This window comes from Clostridium sp. CTA-19 (genome assembly GCF_054767855.1).
In genome coordinates, this window is record NZ_BAAABH010000011.1 from 67,048 (window position 1) to 88,299 (window position 21,252).

General features: G+C 25.9%; 19 protein-coding genes. 17 read left to right on the top strand and 2 right to left on the bottom strand.

Features of this window, described 5'->3' with window-relative positions; genetic code table 11:
- The first annotated feature begins 22 nt into the window (after nucleotides 1–22).
- The 16 genes from ACYUE0_RS08060 to ACYUE0_RS08135 all read left to right on the top strand — a co-directional run bounded on the left by ACYUE0_RS08060 (nucleotide 23) and on the right by ACYUE0_RS08135 (nucleotide 17,062).
- Nucleotides 23–850, top strand: a complete 828-nt coding sequence (locus ACYUE0_RS08060; protein WP_460270148.1) for a flavodoxin family protein — start codon at nucleotides 23–25, stop codon at nucleotides 848–850.
- A gap of 170 nt (nucleotides 851–1,020) precedes the next feature.
- Nucleotides 1,021–1,767: an alpha/beta hydrolase gene (locus tag ACYUE0_RS08065; protein ID WP_460270149.1), complete on the top strand. Its 747-nt coding sequence runs from the start codon at nucleotides 1,021–1,023 to the stop codon at nucleotides 1,765–1,767.
- Nucleotides 1,768–1,942: 175 nt separating this feature from the next.
- Nucleotides 1,943–2,467: a dihydrofolate reductase family protein gene (locus ACYUE0_RS08070; protein WP_460270150.1), complete on the top strand. Its 525-nt coding sequence runs from the start codon at nucleotides 1,943–1,945 to the stop codon at nucleotides 2,465–2,467.
- Between the two features lie 383 nt (nucleotides 2,468–2,850).
- Nucleotides 2,851–4,083, top strand: coding sequence for a sodium/glutamate symporter (gltS, locus tag ACYUE0_RS08075; protein ID WP_460270151.1), 1,233 nt, complete (start codon nucleotides 2,851–2,853; stop codon nucleotides 4,081–4,083).
- Nucleotides 4,084–4,355: 272 nt separating this feature from the next.
- The gene (locus ACYUE0_RS08080) at nucleotides 4,356–5,027 is read left to right on the top strand and encodes a hypothetical protein (protein WP_460270152.1); all 672 of its coding nucleotides are present in this window, start codon (nucleotides 4,356–4,358) and stop codon (nucleotides 5,025–5,027) included.
- Nucleotides 5,028–5,356: 329 nt separating this feature from the next.
- A complete protein-coding gene (locus tag ACYUE0_RS08085; RefSeq protein ID WP_061996080.1) occupies nucleotides 5,357–6,244 on the top strand; it encodes an AraC family transcriptional regulator in 888 nt (295 codons plus the stop codon).
- A 214-nt stretch (nucleotides 6,245–6,458) separates the two neighbouring features.
- Complete coding sequence (locus ACYUE0_RS08090; protein WP_460270153.1) at nucleotides 6,459–7,787, top strand: MATE family efflux transporter; 1,329 nt, start codon at nucleotides 6,459–6,461, stop codon at nucleotides 7,785–7,787.
- A 32-nt stretch (nucleotides 7,788–7,819) separates the two neighbouring features.
- Nucleotides 7,820–8,107: a metal-sensing transcriptional repressor gene (locus ACYUE0_RS08095; RefSeq protein WP_216451608.1), complete on the top strand. Its 288-nt coding sequence runs from the start codon at nucleotides 7,820–7,822 to the stop codon at nucleotides 8,105–8,107.
- A gap of 375 nt (nucleotides 8,108–8,482) precedes the next feature.
- Nucleotides 8,483–9,220, top strand: a complete 738-nt coding sequence (locus ACYUE0_RS08100; protein ID WP_460270154.1) for a M15 family metallopeptidase — start codon at nucleotides 8,483–8,485, stop codon at nucleotides 9,218–9,220.
- Complete coding sequence (locus ACYUE0_RS08105) at nucleotides 9,213–9,905, top strand: response regulator transcription factor (RefSeq protein WP_460270155.1); 693 nt, start codon at nucleotides 9,213–9,215, stop codon at nucleotides 9,903–9,905. Before ACYUE0_RS08100 ends, ACYUE0_RS08105 begins: the two co-directional genes overlap by 8 nt.
- Nucleotides 9,895–11,013, top strand: a complete 1,119-nt coding sequence (locus ACYUE0_RS08110; protein ID WP_460270156.1) for a sensor histidine kinase — start codon at nucleotides 9,895–9,897, stop codon at nucleotides 11,011–11,013. The genes ACYUE0_RS08105 and ACYUE0_RS08110 overlap by 11 nt, the downstream gene beginning before the upstream one ends.
- Nucleotides 11,014–11,304: 291 nt before the next feature.
- Nucleotides 11,305–11,517: a hypothetical protein gene (locus tag ACYUE0_RS08115; RefSeq protein WP_460270157.1), complete on the top strand. Its 213-nt coding sequence runs from the start codon at nucleotides 11,305–11,307 to the stop codon at nucleotides 11,515–11,517.
- A gap of 271 nt (nucleotides 11,518–11,788) precedes the next feature.
- The gene (locus tag ACYUE0_RS08120) at nucleotides 11,789–12,859 is read left to right on the top strand and encodes an NAD(P)H-dependent flavin oxidoreductase (protein ID WP_460270159.1); all 1,071 of its coding nucleotides are present in this window, start codon (nucleotides 11,789–11,791) and stop codon (nucleotides 12,857–12,859) included.
- A gap of 250 nt (nucleotides 12,860–13,109) precedes the next feature.
- On the top strand, nucleotides 13,110–13,823 hold the full coding sequence (locus tag ACYUE0_RS08125) for an ABC transporter ATP-binding protein (RefSeq protein ID WP_199869684.1): 714 nt from the start codon (nucleotides 13,110–13,112) through the stop codon (nucleotides 13,821–13,823).
- Nucleotides 13,816–15,414 (top strand): putative ABC transporter permease subunit, encoded by a 1,599-nt coding sequence (locus tag ACYUE0_RS08130; protein ID WP_460270160.1) that lies wholly within the window; start codon nucleotides 13,816–13,818, stop codon nucleotides 15,412–15,414. Before ACYUE0_RS08125 ends, ACYUE0_RS08130 begins: the two co-directional genes overlap by 8 nt.
- 208 nt (nucleotides 15,415–15,622) lie before the next feature.
- Nucleotides 15,623–17,062 (top strand): DEAD/DEAH box helicase, encoded by a 1,440-nt coding sequence (locus ACYUE0_RS08135; RefSeq protein ID WP_460270181.1) that lies wholly within the window; start codon nucleotides 15,623–15,625, stop codon nucleotides 17,060–17,062.
- A gap of 96 nt (nucleotides 17,063–17,158) precedes the next feature.
- Here the strand turns inward: ACYUE0_RS08135 and ACYUE0_RS08140 are convergent, their stop codons facing one another.
- A complete protein-coding gene (locus ACYUE0_RS08140; RefSeq protein WP_460270161.1) occupies nucleotides 17,159–17,389 on the bottom strand; it encodes a hypothetical protein in 231 nt (76 codons plus the stop codon).
- Between the two features lie 205 nt (nucleotides 17,390–17,594).
- Complete coding sequence (locus ACYUE0_RS08145) at nucleotides 17,595–18,149, bottom strand: hypothetical protein (RefSeq protein WP_460270162.1); 555 nt, start codon at nucleotides 18,147–18,149, stop codon at nucleotides 17,595–17,597.
- Between the two features lie 699 nt (nucleotides 18,150–18,848).
- Between ACYUE0_RS08145 and ACYUE0_RS08150 the strand changes: the two genes are divergently transcribed.
- Entirely contained in the window at nucleotides 18,849–21,050 is a 2,202-nt protein-coding gene (locus ACYUE0_RS08150) for a DNA topoisomerase III (protein WP_460270163.1), read from the top strand.
- Nucleotides 21,051–21,252: the final 202 nt, after the last annotated feature.

Below are 21,252 nucleotides of genomic sequence, written 5' to 3' on the forward strand. Positions count from 1 at the left end.
TTAGAAAGAAAGGGGCAATTAAATGAAAGTTGTTGTATTGATGGGTAGTCCTAGAAAAAGAGATAGTTATAACATATGTAAACTAATTGAAAAGAATTTTGAAAAAAATTATACTGTAGATTTTGAATATATATTTTTAAATGATTATATAATTGAGGAATGCAAAGGCTGTGATACGTGTTTTCAAAAGGGTGAAAAGTTTTGTCCATGTAAAGATGATTTATATAAAATTAAGGATAAGTTTTTAAATGCCGATGGTATTATTTTTGCTTCACCAGTATATGCATATCAAGTGCCTGCACCATTAAAACGAATATTTGATAGATTATCGTATATGTTTCACCGCCAGGAGTTAATAGGAAAACCAGTATTAACAGTTGTGACCACAGGTGGTGGTGGACATAGGCAAGTAAATAAATATCTCAAAATGACTGTATGTGGTTGGGGATGTAATTTAGTGGGAACAATTGGCATTATATCTCCTATGTTTTTTGAAAATGAAAATTCAGCATGGGTATATGATAAAAATTACCATAAAAGAAAGGTTGAAAAGGTTGAAAAGTTATCGGAAATATTTATAAAAAGTATAATAGATAATATACCACATATTCCTACCTTTTATGATATTTTTATGTTTAACTGTTTAAGAAGTAAGACATTTACTTCTCAAGCAGACTATGATTTTTGGAAAGAAAAAGGTTGGCTTAATTCAAACTATTTTTATAATGTAAATATTAATTTGTTTAAAAAAGGGTTTGGAAATATATTAAAAATAATTATCAATTCAAGTGGTAAGAAGTTAAAAGATAAATCAATTTGTAATAAATACCATAATAATAATTTATTTTAAGAAATGAGTTATACAATAATTATATATGTAATTATTGTATGTATAAGTGGGATGAATATAATATAAATCTTATATTATAAAAAATAAAAAAGTGGTTATGATATAAGATTTTAAACATGGCAAAATATTTATTTAAAATAGATAAATTGATTAAATAAAGGAGGTTTAATATGAAAGGAAAAAAATCTTTAAAATTTAAGATTGTTACAGCAATGACTATTTTATTAGTAATAGTAGTTTCAACATTTTTTATTTATGTAAATTCTTATTATAGAGCTAGTTCTTTAGCATTGGATAACTTAAAATCTGATTCAGTAGTTCAAGTAGAAAAAGATGGAGATATTTTATTTAAACCAGTGGCTAATGGTAAAGATATAGGATTTATTTTTTATCCAGGTGCTAAGGTAGAAATGTCAGCATATGCACCTATAGCTAAAGAAATAGCGTCTAATGGATATACCGTTATTATTGCTAAAATGAGATTTAATTTAGCAATTTTATCTCCAAATAAAGCAGATGATATAATAAATAAGTATAATGATATCCATAGTTGGGTTATAGGAGGGCACTCTTTAGGTGGAGTTATGGCATCGGATTATGCACTTAAAAATGATAGTATAAAGGGGTTAGTATTGTTAGCATCATATCCTCAAGATAAAAAAGATTTTAGAAATAGCAACATAAAAACTTTATCTTTATGGGGAAGCAATGATAAGGTAGCAAATTTAAATAAAGTAAAAGAAGCTAAAAATGTTATGCCAAGTAACTCAGAATTCATTGAAATAAAAGGTGAAAATCATGGAGGCTTTGGGGATTATGGACATCAAAGTGGTGATGGAGAAGCTACTATAACAAATAAAGAGCAGATGAATTACACATCCAAATGCATTATAAAACTTTTGGATAGTATGAATTAAGGGTACATCAGTATGTAAGATGTAATAACTTGTTATTATAATGTCCAATAGTGAATGTATATTAAATAAAAAAGTATAGACTACATTATTTATATGTAGTCTATATATGAAACATTATAAATACAAGTATTATTGGGGAAATACACTAGATATAATAGAAAGTGAGGAGAATAGTATGGGCAGAAAAATAATATTAAATTTAGCAATAAGTATTGATGGATATATTGCATCAGAAACAGGAGGATTTGATTGGATAGTTGGAGATGGTTATGATAAATTAAATACAGAAAAGAAATGGGATTATGAGGAGTTTTTAAATAATATAGATGTTGTAGTTATGGGCAAAAATTGTTATGAGCAAAATTTTTTTAGTGATTTTAAAGATAAAAAGGTATACGTAGCAACATCCCAAAACATACAGGACTATGACAATATACATTTTATTAATGGTGACATATGTAATAAAATATTAGAAGAAAGAAAAAAAGAAGGTAAAGACATATTTTTATTTGGTGGAGGAGTTCTTATTGACAACTTTATAAAGGCTAATATTATAGATGAATATATAATTGGTATAATACCTACAATATTAGGAAGTGGAAGACCGCTATTTTTAAAAAATAACCCTAAAATAGATTTACACCTACAAGAATGTATTATTGAGAATGGAATTACAATATTAAAATATATAAAAAGATAATTTCCTTTTGCTTCAATTCAATAATTTTAAATTTAACTACAAATATATATATCAGCTCTTTTAAGTACTTCTATACTTTCATAAGGATAGTTACATAATACAGTATCTAAAAATTTGATTCTATAAAAATATTTGCATATTGTTCCTCTTTTCATAAGCTATTATTTATATATTAGCAGTTGATTATAACATTAATTTTAAGATAATATATATTATGGATTTTCAATAGTTTAAGTCATTTGAACCAATAGGCAAAAACAATGTAAACCTTTTATTAATAGTTATTATATATGTAGATAATATATGGAAATAATATTAGAATACTAGTAAGATATAAAGCCATTTTATTATCTATTTTTATATGACTTATAGGGGGTAGAATCATGAAAACAGAAATAATAGAAGGTTTACTTGTTCTTAAAGTTGATATGGTGGCGACCTTAGCCATTGCAATTTTGTTATTATTATTAGGCTATTGGATTATAAAAAAAGTATCTTTTTTAAGAAAATTTTGTATTCCGGCACCTGTAATTGGAGGTTTACTATTTTCAATACTTACTTTAATTTTAAAACAAAGCAATTTATTAACAATTGATATGGATACAACTTTTCAGTCACCTTTTATGATAGCTTTCTTTACAACTATTGGACTTGGTGCAAGTTTTAAACTACTTAAAAAGGGTGGAAAGTGCTTAGTTATATATTGGATTCTTTGTGGGGTTCTTGCTATTTCTCAAAATGTTATTGGAGTTGTATTTGCAAAAATTACTGGCATTCATCTTATGTTTGGAATTATGGCAGGTTCGGTATCTATGGAAGGTGGACATGCAGCTGCAGCTGCCTTTGGAAAAACTGCTGAGACTATGGGCGTTAGTGGGGCAAAAACAGTTGCTATAGCTGCAGCTACATTTGGGCTCATATGTGGAGGCCTTATAGGAGGACCTATTGCAAAGGGACTAATAGATAAATACAAATTGAAACCGTCTACAATTAGTGAGTATGATACAACATCCTATGATGAAGTAGTAAATGATGAAAATAGCTCAAAAATTACAACTAAGATTATTATGATTCATCTAGCTGTAATAACAGTGTGTATGACAATAGGGTCAATTGTAAGTGAGTGGTTTTCAAATGTTACAGGGCTTTCTTTACCAGGCTATGTAGGTGCTATGTTTATAGCAGTAATCTTTAGAAATATAAATGATAAAAAACATATTGTAAAATTAAATTTTAATTTAATAGATCTTATGGGAAATACATGTCTTGGAATTTTCTTATCAATGGCATTAATGACATTAAAACTATGGGAGTTATCAGGACTTGCTGGACCATTATTAATAATAGTTATTGCACAAGTAGTATTTATGATATTATACACTACATTTGTTGTATTTAAGTTAGTAGGAAAAGATTTTGATGCAGCAGTTATGGCAGCTGGAATGGCAGGGCATGGACTTGGAGCGACTCCTAATGCTATAGCTAATATGAGTGCAGTTACTGAAAAATATGGACAATCTGCAAAAGCTTTTCTAATAGTTCCATTGGTGGGGGCATTTTTAATTGATGTTATAGGTATTCCAACTATTGTACTTTTTATGAACTTATTTAAATAATTTTTTGAAAATTTGAAATATTTTTAAAAGAATAAAAAGAAATAGTAATATAAATTTATTTACTTTAAAAAGCTTTACAATTAATTATAAAAAAATAAAATACTGTTAAAACCACATAGTTGGTGGTTTTCAATTATAATACAGAAAAGTAATAATGAGTATTCATAATTATAAAAATTTAATTTAAAAGGAAACTTATATGCATAACTTAAATATAATATAGTATAGGTCGAAGTTTACCTATAAATTATAGTTATGAGGAGTGTTTTTGTATGGGTGAATATTCAGAAAAATATTATTGTAATAATAATAAGCCAGAAAACAATAATTTATGTTCAAAAAACAGTTTATGTCTAAAAGATAGTTTGAGAAAAGCTTTAGAAATAGTATTAAATTTTGATTATTTAGATTTAACTATAAATCCTGCTACTCAACATTATGGTTTGAGATTTTATACTTTATTTAATAGACTTGATGCAGTTGGAGGAATCACTCCTTCATTAACTTATGATGATTTTGTATCTTTACAAGCGGATATAAGTGTACCAGCTGGTTATACTCCAGCATTTGATAATACAGATAGAAATACAATAATACCATTATGCGCTTTAAGAGCTGTAGCATTTGTAGTTGAACCACGAGGCGTTGACATTTTATTAAGAGAATTAAAAAGATTATATAGAGGCATAAAAATTTATAATACTGATTGTTCATGTAATAAAGATATACTAGATGCACTAGTTAATTGCAAGTGTAATCCATTTAATAGTAATGCTGTATATGAAATAGGCATAGATGCTATTGATCGTTCTTTTAATCCTGCAAGAGGTAGAATAGTAGCTTATGATTCTCAATTGATATGGGTTCAAAGTGTAGAAATTGGTTTTCCACCAACTTTCTATATAGTTCCTTTAAAATATATATCTTTTATTACTATTATGTAAATTAAATACTTTCAATTTTAGAATTTAAATTAAATGAGCTATTGTAAAGTTAATTAAAATTAATAGAGCAATAGCTCTATTTTCTTTATAAAAATGTGTACAAATCTCAAAATAAGAAAATTAAAAAGTATTTATAAAAGTATAATTTATTCAATGGATATATTAACGTATAGGAGATTAATTTTAATAATAGGTTAAACTTATTTTGTTGGAAAGAAAATAGTAGAGGGGTTATTAGTACTAACATTTTTTTAGCAATTTAGGAACAGTAGAGTTTAAGTTTTATTGATAAAATATAATTAACAAGTGAGAAAAGGAAAGGTGATACATTGAATTACAGCAAGTCTATATCAAAGTGCATTGAATTTATTGAAAAAAATATAAAGATGGATTTGACACCAGAAATAATAGCTAGAGAATGTGGATATTCTACTTTTCATTTTTCTAGAGTATTTAATATTAATCAAGGAATGACTTTAATGGATTATGTAAAAAAAAGAAGACTTGCACTAGCAGCAATAGACCTATTTAGTGGAAAGAAAATAATTGATATTGCACTTGAGTATAGTTTTGATACACATAATGGATTTTCAAAGGCATTTAAAAAAGAATATGGATTTAGTCCTACAGAGTATTTAAAACGTATGGATGGATATTTTGATGAAAAATCAATCTTGAAAATTGGAGGGTATATTATGAATCCTGTTATATTAAAAAAATCAGCATTTAAGGTTGCTGGATATGGTATTAAAACAAATGTTACTAATGGAAATTATACAAAAGATATTGCTTCATTTTGGAGTAATTATGATGGTGAAAATTTAGAAAGTAAAATGTATGAAATCTTAAATCCACCAAAACATGGCGAAGTAGGATTGTGTGTGTCATCAAATGATGAAAGTGGAGATGCAATATATCTTCTTGGGGTTATAGTTGATGATTTTACAAAGGTTACAGATGATATGATATCAGTAGATGTACCAGAAGCAACATATGCTATATTTACAACTCCACCAGTAGACACAAGTAATGATATAGAACAGAAAGAATTTGCTAATATAATAAAAGAAACTTGGAAATATATATTTGAAGATTGGTTTAAAGATAGTAAATATAGATTTGATGAAAGTAAATTGGATTTTGAATTTTACGATGAGAGATGTCATGGAAGAAAAGACACTGTAATGGATATTTATATACCTGTAGTAGAAAGATAATTATTATAAGTAAAATATTAGAATAAAGGAGATGGAGTACTTTAAAAAAGCAATCCATCTCTTTTTTTAGTTATGCTTATATTAAAAATGTTTTTAAAAAATTTAAGATGATAAAATACGGGAGTAATTAAAGTGAAGATTAAGTATTGTAAAATTTACATATAAATGATATTCTTTTCATATCCCCTATAGGGGGATATGAAAGGGTGAGATAATGTCATATTTAAGGAAAAATAAAAATAATATTGCTTCTATTTGTATTTTAGCTATACCTGTAGTTATTGAGAATATTCTTCAAACTTTTTTAGGAACCGTTGACACATATTTTGCAGGTAAAATTAATGATAGTGCAATTGCAGCAATTGGAGTTACAAATTTAATAGTTAATGTGTTTATTACATTTTTTACAGCTATTAGTATAGGAACAAGTGCTATTGTAGCTAGAAATTTTGGAAAAAAAGACATTGATAAAGTAAATTCTGTTATAAAACAATCTATTATATTAGGTGCAATAATTGGTTTAATAGTTGGTTTAATTAATTTTATATTCTATAAACAAATATTAATGATATCAGGTGTTTCTGATAAAGTATTATCTTATGCAACACCTTATTACATAATTGTGGTAGTTCCATCAGTAATTCTTTCTTTAGCACTTATTTTATCTAGTTGTTTAAGAGCAACAAAGGACACTAAGACACCAATGATAGCTACTGGAATTGCAAATATATTAAATATAATATTAAATTTCATTTTTATAAATATAGGAATGGGTATTGTTGGAATAGCACTAGCTACAACAGTTTCACGTATAATGAATGTTGTAATTCTTATAGTAAAACTGAAAAAAAATAAAAATGGAGTTAATCTTCAATTGAAAAAATGGAGTATTGAAAAGGAAACTATTAAGTCTATTGTAAAAATAGGAATACCAGCAGGAATTGAAAAATTAATTATGAGATTAGGTCAAATAGTTTATAATGGTATGATTATTTCTATTGGTATATCAGCATATGTAGCCCATAATGTAGCTGGGAATATTGAAAGTTATTCTTATATACCAGCAATGGGATTTGGTGTTGCCACAACAACCCTTATTGGAATAACTCTTGGAGAGAATAATGTTAAAAAATCTAATGAAATGGTTTTTCTATCATATTCTATAACCACTATTTTGATGGTTAGTATTGGAATTATATTTTTTATTTTTGCGCCACAACTTGCAAGCATTTTTACAAATACAAAAGAAGTTCAAGAAATGGTTATAAAAGTTTTAAGATTGATAGCTCTATTTCAACCTTTTGCAGCTATAACACAAATATTTACTAGTGCGCTACAAGGGGCTGGAGACACTAAGTTCCCTATGTATTCCACTTTGATAGGTATTTGGGGTATTAGAGTAGGGATAGGTTATTTATTTGGTGTTTCATTAGGGTTTGGTTTGGTAGGTGTATGGATGGCTTATGTTATTGATATTACAATTAGAGGGATTCTTTTATTAAAGCGCTTCTTAAATGGAAAATGGAAGAAGATAGTTATATAATTAATATAATGAATAAAAAGGAGAATGGCTATATGAATGAGAACAATGAACATAAGCATACACATAAGAATACAAAGGCTGTAGTAAATAGACTTTCAAGAGCAATTGGGCATTTAGAATCTGTAAAAAGAATGGTTGAAGAAGGTAGAGAGTGTAGTGAAGTGTTAATACAGGTTTCTGCGGTGAAATCAGCAATAAATAATATTGGTAAAATTATTTTACAAGATCATATTGAAAATTGTGTTGTTGATGCTATAGAAACAGGTGATGATAAGGTACTTAAAGATTTAAATAATGCAATTGATAAGTTTATGAAATAATATACAAAGGTGAAGATATAAACTTAAGGAATAGTAAATGAAAATTTATTAAATTTACTTATAATAAAAATAAAGTAGGACTTAATTTATTATATTAAGTTCTATTTTGTCATAAAAAATTAGGTCTAGGTATTTTAAAAATATACAATTGATATAAAGTAAAATCTTAATATGTTTTTTAAATTATTATTAGATTTTATAAATATTAAAGGTTTTATTCAAAAATTAATGGGGTATAACTAAAGGAAAGTAACTTTGTATGTGAAAATACTATATATATGTTTTAAAACTTAAGATTTCTTAAGAAATTTTTATAAATACTGTAAACTCTATTTTCTAAAATATATTTATCACATAGAAAAAGGGGTAAGTTTTATGGAAAATATATTTAAAAATATCTTAAGAATTACTATAATAATTTGTGGACTTTTTTATATAGTTATTTATTTATCTGTAGGATTATATGATTTAAATTTAGAAGGAATTAATCTGAACTTAAAAACTAACCATTTGTCAGAGCAAAAAAAGATTATTAATAAAGATACAGAGTTAATGTTAGTAAATTATGAGTATGGTTTAGATGAAGAGTATCAACCTAAAGATTTAACAATACCTAATATAGAGTTTACAGATGAAGCTACAGATGAGGAGAAACATGTATCAGGAATTATTGTAAAGCCATTAGAAGAATTAATAAATGAAGCTAAATTAGATGGAATAACATTACTTGGAAACTCAGGGTATAGGTCATATAAATTACAAAAAAAGACTTATGGAAGTAGGGTAATGTGGGAGGGCAAAGAAAGTGCAGATGATTATGTAGCTAAACCAGGATTTAGTGAACATCAAACAGGTTTATGTATAGACATTACTAATGGAGATAGATATTTTGTAAAAGGAACAAAAGAAGCTGATTGGCTTGAAGAAAATTGTTATAAATTTGGATTTATTATAAGATATCCTTATGGAAAAAAACATATAACGGGAGTAGAATATGAACCTTGGCATATTAGGTATGTGGGTAAAGAAAATGCTAGGTCTATTTATAATAATGAAATTACCTTAGAAGAATACTTAAAAAATAATCATATATATGGAGGATTAAATGAATAATAATATTCTTGTAGTAGATGATGAGAAGGAAATAAGAGATTTATTAGAAATAAATCTTAAAAATGAAGGGTATACTGTATTTAAAGCAAGTTGTGGAAATAAGGCCTTAAAAATATTGAATAGGGAATATATCAGTCTAATAGTTTTAGATATAATGATGCCAGGAATGGATGGTCTGGAAACTTGCAAAAAGATAAGAGAAAAATATAATATGCCCATTCTTATGTTAAGTGCAAAATCTGAAGATATAGATAAAATACAAGGAATCATGACTGGTGCTGATGACTATTTATGCAAACCATTTAATCAGTTGGAACTTACAGTAAGAATAAGAGCATTACTTAGAAGAGCATACTTTCTAAATGCTAAATTGCAAAATTTAGAAGATGTGATAAGAATAGAATCAATGATCATAGATAAAAACAAACATAAAGTAACTATAAATGATAAAGAAATAAATTTGACAGCAAGGGAATTTGAAATTTTATATTTGTTAGCTAATAATAGAGGAAGAGTTTTTAGTGCAGAAGAAATTTTTGAGAAGGTTTGGAAAGAAAGATATTATCAGTCAAACAATACGGTTATGGTACATATGAGTAGAATAAGAGATAAAATAGAGGAATATATGGAAGGCAATAAAATAATTCATACAGTATGGGGAGTTGGTTACAAAATTGAAAAATAAAAGACTATATAAATATCAATTATCTTCATTAGGAGATATGTTAATGTCTTTAATATTAACTTTAATAACGGCATATATTATAAAAATATTATTAAATTATTTATATGTGGAATTTGATAATGATTTTGCTTATTATTTTTGGTTCTTTTGGAGAGTACTTAAGTATGAAATAGTAGGAGTATACATCAATTTTATAGTAGGATTAGTTTTATTTTTAATTTTCTATTTAATTATAACTTATAAAAAGGATAAAAATTTTGTAGCTATTATAGAAGAAACTGAAACAATGGCTAATGGAAATTTAGATAAGGAAATACATATTGATGGAAAAGGAGATATTAAAAATTTAGCAGACAATATAAATGATATATCCAAACAACTTAAAAATATAACAGTAGCAGAAAGAAATGCACAAAAGACTAAAAATGATTTAATAACTAATGTTTCGCATGATTTAAGAACTCCTCTAACTTCAATAATGGGATATTTAGAGCTTATTGATAATGATCAATATAAAGATGAAGTTGCACTTAGGTATTATGTTAATATAGCATATGAAAAGTCGAAGAGTTTAAATGTACTTATAAATGATTTATTTGAACTTACTAAAATGCAAAATAATACTATTAATATACATAAGCAAGATATAAATTTAGTTGATTTGTTAGGACAGGTAGTAGCTTATTTTGAGTACCAATTTAAGAGTGCAGAGATGGAATCAAGGGTTGATTTTTCAGAAGATAAGTTGGTAGTAAGTGCAGATGGAGATAAATTAGTAAGAGCATTTGAAAACTTATTGTCTAATGCTATAAAGTATGGGAAAGATGGCTATTATATTGATATAAAAACAAAAGCCGAAGGTGATACGGCTATAATTCAAATTATAAATTATGGTCAATCAATATCATCAATAGATCTCCCTCATATATTTGATAGATTCTATAGGGTAGAAAAGTCAAGGAATAGTAATATAGGCGGGTCTGGATTAGGCTTAGCCATAACTAAAAATATCATTGAATTACATGATGGAATAATATGTGCATATAGTGATGATGAAAAAACTATATTTGAAATTAAATTACCAATAAAAAAACTCTACGATAATTAAAATGTAGAGTTTTTATTTTTTTATTTAAAACTTTAAAATTAATATAACTTTAATATGATATGTAAAGTTTATTTTGATATAGCTTATTTTATATGTCAAAGTAAAATACTTAAGATAATCGGAATTAAGAAAATTTTAAGTAAAGAAATGGAAGTTGTGTGATATAATCAATTCAAGTAAAAGATTAGAAAGGTAATGTAAATAATGAAAAATAGGATTTATACTATGCTAAGAATATTAAATTTTATTTTACTTATTACGTTTCTATTTTTATTTAGAAATGAGAAAATAATGAGTAACTACTATATAGAGATAGCCTTTTATTTAACACTTACTATAGCTGGAATTTATGCAATTAAAGATATTTTATTAAAAGTTAAAGAGATATTAAAAGAGTGTTCTAAATATATGTTTTTTAGAATTGTATTTTATATATTGCTTACAATATTATTTATGTATTTTCTATTTAGTAATCTAATAAATATGATATATCATGTTTATTAGCATTAAATATTATATGGTAAAATTAACAGTAAAATAAAAGCTCTTTTTAACTAGATATTAATTATAAAGAAAATTAATAAAGAACTCTACAATAATTAAAATGTAGAGTTCTTTATTTTTTTATTTAAAACTTTAAAATTAATATAAATATAAATCCAACTCAAAACCACTTTATGGAATAAAAGTTGACAAATTTTAAGATGTATAATATTATTTTGATTATAAAATATTTTGATAATCAAAATAATTTTTTTAAAAGGAGATTATAATTATGCTTTTTAAAGGATTAAAAATAGGTGATTTAGTAGCAAAGCTACCAATTATACAAGGTGGAATGGGAGTTGGAATTTCATCATCGTCTTTAGCAGCAGCAGTTGCAAAGTGTGGAGGAGTTGGAATTATTTCTACGGCCCAAATTGGATATGACGAAGATGATTTTGAAAAAAAACCAATAGAGGCTAATTTAAGAGCTTTAAAAAAACATATTTTAAAAGCTAAAGAAGAGTGTAAAAATGGAATAATAGGAATTAATATAATGGTGGCAACAAGATATTATGAGGAACATGTAAAAGTAGCATTAGAAGCTGGAGTTGATCTTATAATTTCTGGTGCAGGAATACCAAGAAATTTACCTAAGCTAGTGGAAGGATATAATGTAAAAATAGCTCCTATTGTATCAAGTGTAAAAGCTGCAGAATTGATATTAAGAGTTTGGGATAAAAAATATAATAGGATTCCAGATGTTATAGTTGTAGAAGGTCCTAGAGCAGGTGGACACTTAGGATTTAATAATGAAGAGCTTGAGAATATAGAAAGCTTAGATTTTAATAAAACAGTTAAAGATATTTTAGAGTTAAAAAGAAGTTATGAAGAAAAATATAAAAAACATATATCTATAGTGCCAGCTGGAGGAATTTATAGTGGGGAAGATATTGCAAAGTATCTTAAATTAGGCGCAGATGGTGTACAAATGGCAACAAGGTTCGTTGCTACAAAGGAATGTGATGCTCATATAAATTTTAAAATGGCTTATGTAAATGCAAAAAAAGAAGATATAGGAATTGTTAAAAGTCCTGTAGGTATGCCTGGTAGAGCAGTTAAAAATGATTTTATTTTAAAAGTTTCAAAGGAAAAAGAAAAAATAACAAGATGTTATAATTGTTTAATACCATGTGACCCAACTAAAACACCATATTGTATATCAAAAGCTCTTATAAGTTCAGTAAAAGGGAATGTAGATGAGGGATTAATATTTATAGGAGATAATGGATATAAAATAGATAAAATAACTACAGTTAAAGAGTTAATGGATGAATTAGTTGAAGGAATAGAAAGAGCATAAAGTATTTTAAAAATTAATTTAATATGTAATAAAAGCTTGTAAAATTAAATTTTACAAGCTTTTATTAAGTTAATGGTATAAATCTTAATTCACTATGGAAAGTGATTTTATATAGGGTTCTAAGTTGGTATTTAAAATCATGTTTAATTATAGACAAAACAAAATAAAAGTAATATAATCGTATTAGACATTTAGATAATTGTCTAAATGTCTAATATAAAATAAAGAATAAATAACAGGGGGATTAATAATGTTAAAGATAAAGAATTTATCTAAAGCTTATATTGGTGGAAAAAAAGCAGTTGATAATGTTTCAATTCAAGTTGAAAATGGCGAAATATTTGGATTTATAGGTCATAATGGTGCAGGAAAAACAACAACTATAAAATCTATAGTAGGAATATTAGATTTTGAGGAAGGGGATATCCTAATAGATAATATTTCTATTAAAGAAAAGTCTTTAGAATGTAAAAAAATTATGGCATACATACCAGATAATCCAGATTTATATGATGCTTTAACGGGAATTCAATATTTAAATTTTATAGCTGATATATATGGAGTAAGTAAAAAAGAACGAGAAGAAAGAATAAAGGAATATAGTGAAAAATTTGAAATAACAGCTTCATTAGGGGACTTAATAGCATCTTATTCACATGGAATGAAGCAGAAACTTGCTATAATATCTGCATTAATTCATGAGCCTAAACTTTTAGTATTAGATGAACCTTTTGTTGGTTTAGACCCAAAAGCTGCTCATACATTAAAAGGTATAATGAAAAAGCTTTGTTTAAATGGACATTCTATTTTCTTTTCAACTCATGTTTTAGAAGTAGCAGAAAAACTTTGTGATAAAATTGCAATTATAAAAGGTGGAAAAATTGTAGCTAATGGACCTGTAAATGAAGTTAAAGGAGATAGTTCATTAGAAGATTTATTTATGGAGTTGGTTGATAATGAGTAATTTAATTGCACTTATAAAAGTAGATTTTTTAAATTTAACAGGTATAAATAAGCTACTAAAAGAAACTTCAAAAAAAGAGAAAAGTAGAATAATACTTATGTTTTTAACTGTTGCTATAAGCATTGGAATGTTAGTTTTTATTGCCTCTAAATACTTTATGGAAATAGGAAAGCTGTTAAGTACTGTTGGAGGATTAGAAATTTTATTATATTTTGGAGTTATTGGGAGTACTGCTCTTATATTTTTCACATCATTATATAAAGCACAAGGATTTCTTTTTGGTCAAAAAGATTTTGACTTTTTAATGGCATTGCCATTAAAATCATATACAATACTTTTAAGTAAACTTCTCAACTTAGTAGTTATAAATTATTTGGTAGAAATTATAGTAATGGTTCCACCAGCTATAATTTATTTTATAAATAGTAATTCAAACTTTTTAAATGTTATAAGTTTCATTATACTTTTTATATTTGTACCATTTATACCAATAGTAGTTGCATCTATAATAGCTTTTATAATAAGTTATGTTTCATCAAGAATGAAATATAAAAATTTAGCAACAATAATAATGAGTTTTATAGCAGTAATATTATTTATGGCAATATCTATGAATTTAGATAATAGTATTAGTCCAGAAGCATTAGATGTGAATGGTATTTGTAATATGCTTAAAAAAGCGTATCTACCATCTTACTACTTTACTTTAGCAATAAAAGATTTAAATTTTTTATATGCTTCTAATTTTATATTACTTTCTATAGCAGTATTTAGTTTATTTATATATGTATTTAATAAAAGTTTTAAAGTTATAAATTCTAAACTTATGGAAACTTATAAAAAAGATAACTATAAAATGAAGGACTTAGCTGAGTCATCTCAATTAAAGGCATTAATTAAAAAAGAAATGAAAAGATATTTTTCAAGTAGTGTATATGTTTTAAATACTTTTTTTGGCATAGTTCTTTTAACAATAGTGTCAATAATAGCTTTGTTTTTCGGACAGGATCAATTAATGAAAATTTTAGACATTCCAGTAGCTAAGGACCTTATTGGAAATTTTGTAATAGTAATTATGTCATTTTGTGTAGTAATGACATGCACAACTTCATCTTCAATATCTTTAGAAAGTAATAATTTGTGGATATTAAAGTCATCTCCTATAAGAACAATAGATATATTTAAAAGTAAAATTATCTTTAACTTAAGTCTAATTTTACCAGCTGTAATAATAAATTCGGTATTATTAGCAATAGCATTTAAAGCAACATTAATTCAGTTGCTATGGTATTTAATAATACCTACATTATACGGAATTACAGTAGCTATAGGAGGGCTTATTATAAATTTATATTTTCCAAAGCTTGTTTGGACATCAGAAACAGTAGTAGTAAAGCAAAGTTTAAGTTCATTTTTAGGAGTAATGCTTGGTATGGTTATTGTAGTTATACCGGTTATTAGCTTTATATTTTTAAAAATTAAAAATATAAATATATTTATTAGCATTTTAGCTTTAGTTTTGATATGTATTATATTTATTTTATGTAATATATTAAAAAATAAAGGTGTTGAATTATTTAATAAATTATAATACTATATATAGAGACTTTAAAGGTGGAATTTTATGCAAGACATATAGAAAAAATAATTAATATATAAGTGTATTAATTTATTATTTTTTTATATGTCAAGTGTATAGTGGGTTTAAAGGAGGATAATGTGCCTCCTTTAATTTGTTTTATAACACTATATTTACATTTATAAATAATTATATAATAAGGAGAGTTTTAATGGAAAATATATTATTTGAAGATTTAAATCTAGATGAACATATATTAAAAGCTTTAAAAAATTTAGGTTTTAATAAACCGTCACAAGTACAAGAAAAAGCAATACCATATCTTTTAAGAGGGGAAGATATTATAGTTAAATCCCAAACTGGAAGCGGAAAAACTGCAAGTTTTGGTATACCTTTATGTGAGAAAACACAGGTAGAAAATTCAGTAGTACAATCATTAGTATTAGTTCCAACAAGGGAATTAGCTATGCAAGTTAAAGAGGACATATCTAACATAGGAAGATTGAAAAAGGTTAGAGCAGCAGCTATTTTTGGTAAACAACCTTTTAACGATCAAATAAGAGAATTAAAACAAAGAGTACATATTGTTATAGGAACTCCAGGAAGAGTAATAGATCATATTAATAGAGGAACATTAAAAATAGATAACATAAACTTTGTTGTAATAGATGAAGCAGATAAAATGCTTAATATGGGTTTTATAGATCAAATAAAAGAAATTTTAAATGAGATACCTAAAGAAAGGGTTACTTCATTATTTTCTGCAACTATTGAAAAGGAAATTGAAAATTTAAGTAAGAATTATATGAAATCTCCAGAAGTTTTAAATGTTGAATCTAAAGTATTAAATAAGGCTAAAATAGAGGAAAGCTATTTACACGTTGAAGACAAACAAAAATTTAAAGCTTTATGGACTAGTATCTACAGTGAAATACCTGATAGTGCAATAGTATTTTGTAATACTAAGGACAAAGTTAAGTATGTGTATGGACTTATGAAAAGAGAAGGATTTTTAGTTGAAGAGCTTCATGGTGATATGCTGCAAAATGAACGTATGCAAGTTATGGAAAAATTCAAAAATAAAGAGTTTAAAATTCTTGTTGCAACAGACATAGCAGCAAGAGGTATACATGTAGATAGTATAACCCACGTGTTTAATTATGAAGTACCAATGGAAAAAGAAAGTTATGTGCATAGGATAGGAAGAACTGGTAGAGCTGGTAAGGAAGGAAAGGCAATAACTTTTGTTGATAATTATGAAAAAAGATTTTTGAAACAAATAGAAGAATATGTAGGACATGAAATAAAAGAGGGAGAATTCCCAACTGATGAAAAAGTTAGAGAAGGAAAGAAAAAGTTTAAAGAAAGTCAAAATGATTTAAAAGATAACAAAAAGAAAATTAGTAAAGAGACTATACATAGTGATGTTGTAAAACTTTATATAAATGGTGGAAAGAAGAAGAAGATAAGAGTAATAGATATAGTTGGAGCTATAAGTAATCTTGAAGGAATTACTGGTGATGACATTGGTATAATAGATGTTCAGGATGGATGTTCTTTTGTTGATATATTAAACGGAAAAGGAAAAAAACTTTTAAGCAGTTATAAAGAAATATCTGTAAAAGGAAAAAAAGTTAAAATTCAAAAAGCTAAAAAATAATTTAAATTAAAAAGAAAACTTTGATAAGCTGGTATCTATAGATAAGACACTTTTAGTATTGTGTACAGTCTATAGGTACCAGTTTATTAACTTCTATTATTTACCAACTTCTTTAAATAAGTTTACACCAGATAATACACATAATATTGCTGAAAATCCTAATCTTGCCCAATCCATTGAGAGCCATAAATCTCCACCTAACACTACATCAGGTGAAGTATTAAATTTATCGACATAAATTCCAATATTCCAAAATAATTTAAGAGATATTAATAAGCAAATAAGGCTTAATATAAAAATACTTATGTTCAAAATTTTATCTTTCATAATTATCCTCGCTTTATTCTTAGTTTAATAAAAGTTACGTAAACTTTAATTCTTAATTCAATAATTATACTAAAAACTCCTTTTAAAAAATAATTTATTACTCTTTTGTCCTATAATTGTCTAGGATAAATAATTTTAATATAAAAAAAGCAAGGGAGCTTTGCAATTCTAACAAATAGTTAATTTTAAACAGCTCCCGTTGCTACTATAAGAATTTAGTGTTAAAGAAAATATTTTTATTACTTACAAAACTAACTTTTATATCAGGGTTATAATATAAAATGAAAACTTCATTTAAAATGGTTTCTATAGGAGAAGAAAGTTTAATTGTATTTTTAGAGAAAAGAACTTCACTGTAAACTACAATGACAACTTGTCCTATAAAATCTAATATCTCTATAGGCAAGTAGTATTTTGTAAGCAAACAGCCTTTAAAATACATATTATTATAAAGTGCAATATAAAATAAATGTGCAACATCTTCTTCTGTGAAAGAAGAAATTTCAAAATTAATTTCTGTATTAGAAGAATCGAACACTCTAACATATACTGTTGTATCTTTTAGATTATAAAACTTTGGAAGTATTGCTCTAATACACTTTGCTATATTGTCATTACAATTTACAAATACATTTATAAGATATATATTATTTTTCAAGAATATAGGTTCTTCTATTTTAATATATGAGTAGTTACCAATTGCAAAAGTAAGTTTTTGTTTAAGAATATTTAAATCTTTTTGAAAAGTATTTTCTAGCATACTAACACCTCTATGGTATGAAGTTACTAAGGGATAAAACTTAGTATATTATAAAATACTTCTACAAAACTACTCTGTAAAGTATAAAATTAATCATAAAATAGTTTATTATGGTCTTTCAAATTGACATTAAATTTATTTATTTCAGAACTTGAATACATAAAATAGTGATAAAAGCTTGTAATAATCTAAATTTAATTTAGAGCTTGTTTCACTATAAAATATGATAAGTTAAAATATAGTTCTGTACTTTAATATATGTGAAAAGCGGATAAGTTGGCACTTAAATTTAAAAAAATATATTTACATAAAATAAAATAAAACATAAAATATTACAATAAGGTATTGGGATTGCATAACATATTGAAAAATAATACATTAAAGTAAAATATATTAATTACTTTAATTAGAGAATGTTAACATTATTTGCAATGAAAAAATAATTATTTAACCGGTTATTGTTGATAATTTAAATTTTATAGTATAACATTTATGTAGTAACTACCAAAATGTTCAATTAGTAAATTAAAAGTAGGTAAATAGATTTGAAATTTAACTTTTAATAATTTTATTTATCTTTATCAAAAGGTTGGTTTAAAGTGAAAAATTATTTTGTTATTTAACAATGTAATAAGTTTACAGACCTATATTTTGTTAATATTACTAAAATTAAATATAGAAATATAGTGAGGTATTAAAATGTCAAAAATATTAGTATTAGCGGAAAAACCTAGTGTAGGAAGAGATTTAGCTAGGGTTTTAAAATGTAATTCAAATAAAAGATCATATATAGAAGGAAATAAATATATAGTTACTTGGGCTTTAGGTCATTTAGTAACATTAGCATCACCAGAAAGCTATGATGATAAATATAAAAGCTGGAACATGGAAAACTTACCGATGCTTCCCAATAAAATGAAACTTGAAGTTATTAAGAAAAGTTCGAAACAGTTTTATGAAATAAAAAAACTTTTAGGAAGAAATGATATAGAGTCTATAGTAATTGCAACAGATGCAGGTCGTGAAGGTGAACTTGTTGCAAGATGGATACTTGATAAATGTCACTATAGAGGATCCCTTTCAAGACTTTGGATAAGTTCTCAAACGGATAAAGCTATTTTAGATGGTTTTAAAAATTTAAAAAATGGAAAAGAATATGAAAATCTTTATAAGGCAGCAACAGCTAGAGCAGAGGCTGACTGGGTTGTAGGATTAAATGTTACAAGAGCATTAACTTGTAGATATAATGCATCTCTTTCAGCAGGAAGAGTTCAAACTCCTACACTTGCAATGATTGTAAATAGAGAAAATGAAATTAAGCATTTTAAACCAAAAGCATATTATACAATAAATGGGAAATGCAATGGGTTTAATTTAACACATGTAGATAATAAGAATAATTCTAGAATATTTGATGTTAAAGTGGCAGAAAGTATAGTTGCTAAAACAAATAAAGAAGAAGGAACTGTAGTAGAAGTTAAGGAAAGTGCTAAAAAGAATTATGCACCTATGCTTTATGATTTAACAGAACTTCAAAGGGATTGTAATAAAATATTTGGATATTCGGCAAAACAGACTTTATCTATAATGCAAAGACTTTATGAAAATCATAAAATATTAACATATCCAAGAACAGACTCAAGACATATAACAACAGATATAGTTCCAACATTAAAAGATAGATTAAAATCTATTTCTTTTGGGAATTATAGAATGTTTTGTGATGATATAATAAGAAAAGGTATTAAAGCTAATAAATCTTTTGTAGATAATAATAGAGTAAGTGACCACCATGCTATAATTCCAACGGAAGAAAGAGTAATTATCTCACATTTAAGTAGTGAAGAACGCAATGTGTATGATTTAGTTATAAAAAGATTCTTATCTGTAATGTTGCCGCCGTTTGAATACATTCAAACAACAGTTGATGTAAATGTAAAAGGCGAAAGATTCTTAGCTAAAGGTAAAGTTGTACAGTCTAAGGGATGGAAAGCTGTATATGATAGAGAAATGGATGATGACAAAGAGGATATAGATGATTTAAGAGAGCAAATGCTACCTAAATTTGAAAAGGGTGAAAAAGTTAAAATTTTATCTGTGGACATGAAAAAAGGAGAAACTAAACCACCAGCAAGATTTAATGAAGGTACATTGCTATCTGCTATGGAAAATCCACAAAAATATGTTCATGTAGATAAAAATGCTGCTAAGACTTTAGGTGAAACAGGTGGAATTGGTACTGTTGCTACAAGAGCTGATATAATAGAAAAATTATATAATATGTTTTATATTGAGAAAAAAGGTAAAGATATAATTCCTACATCAAAAGGAATACAACTAATAGATTTAGTTCCTGAAGATTTAAAATCACCACTTTTAACTGCGCAATGGGAAAGTGATCTAGAACTTATAAGCAAGGGTAAGGCTAATGATAAAAAATTTATAACTTCTATGAGAGATTATGCAACTAAACTTGTTGGAGATGTAAAATCAAGTAGTGATAAATTTGTACATGACAATGTTACTGGAAGTAAATGTCCAAAATGTGGGAAATATATGTTAGAAGTAAAAACTAAAACTGGTGTTATGAATGTATGCCAGGATAGAGAATGTGGACATAGAGAATCTATAAGTAGAACAACAAATGCAAGATGTCCAGAGTGTAAGAAAAAGCTTATTTTAAAAGGACATGGAGAAGGACAAATTTATGTATGTTCTGGTGCAAACTGTAACTTTAGAGAAAAAGCTTCATCATTTAATAAAAGATTTGATAAAAAAAGTGATAAAGTTAATAAAAGAGATGTAAATAATTATATGAAGAAGATGAAAAAAGAAGCTGACGCACCAATAAATGATGCTTTTGCAGGATTAATGGATTTATTTAAAGAATCAAATAAATAGGATTAGAATAAAAAACAAATGAAATAAAAGGTATGAAATAGTGTAAAGAAGACTAGAGCTTTAACTATTTCATACCTTTTCTATGTAATTATAGTGGATTTGTTTACTAGATTATATAAATTATGTAAAATATAAGAAGGTTTAATGTTATTATTCTTATTTATAATGTTGTGATATGTTTAAATATTTTGTAAAATATCAT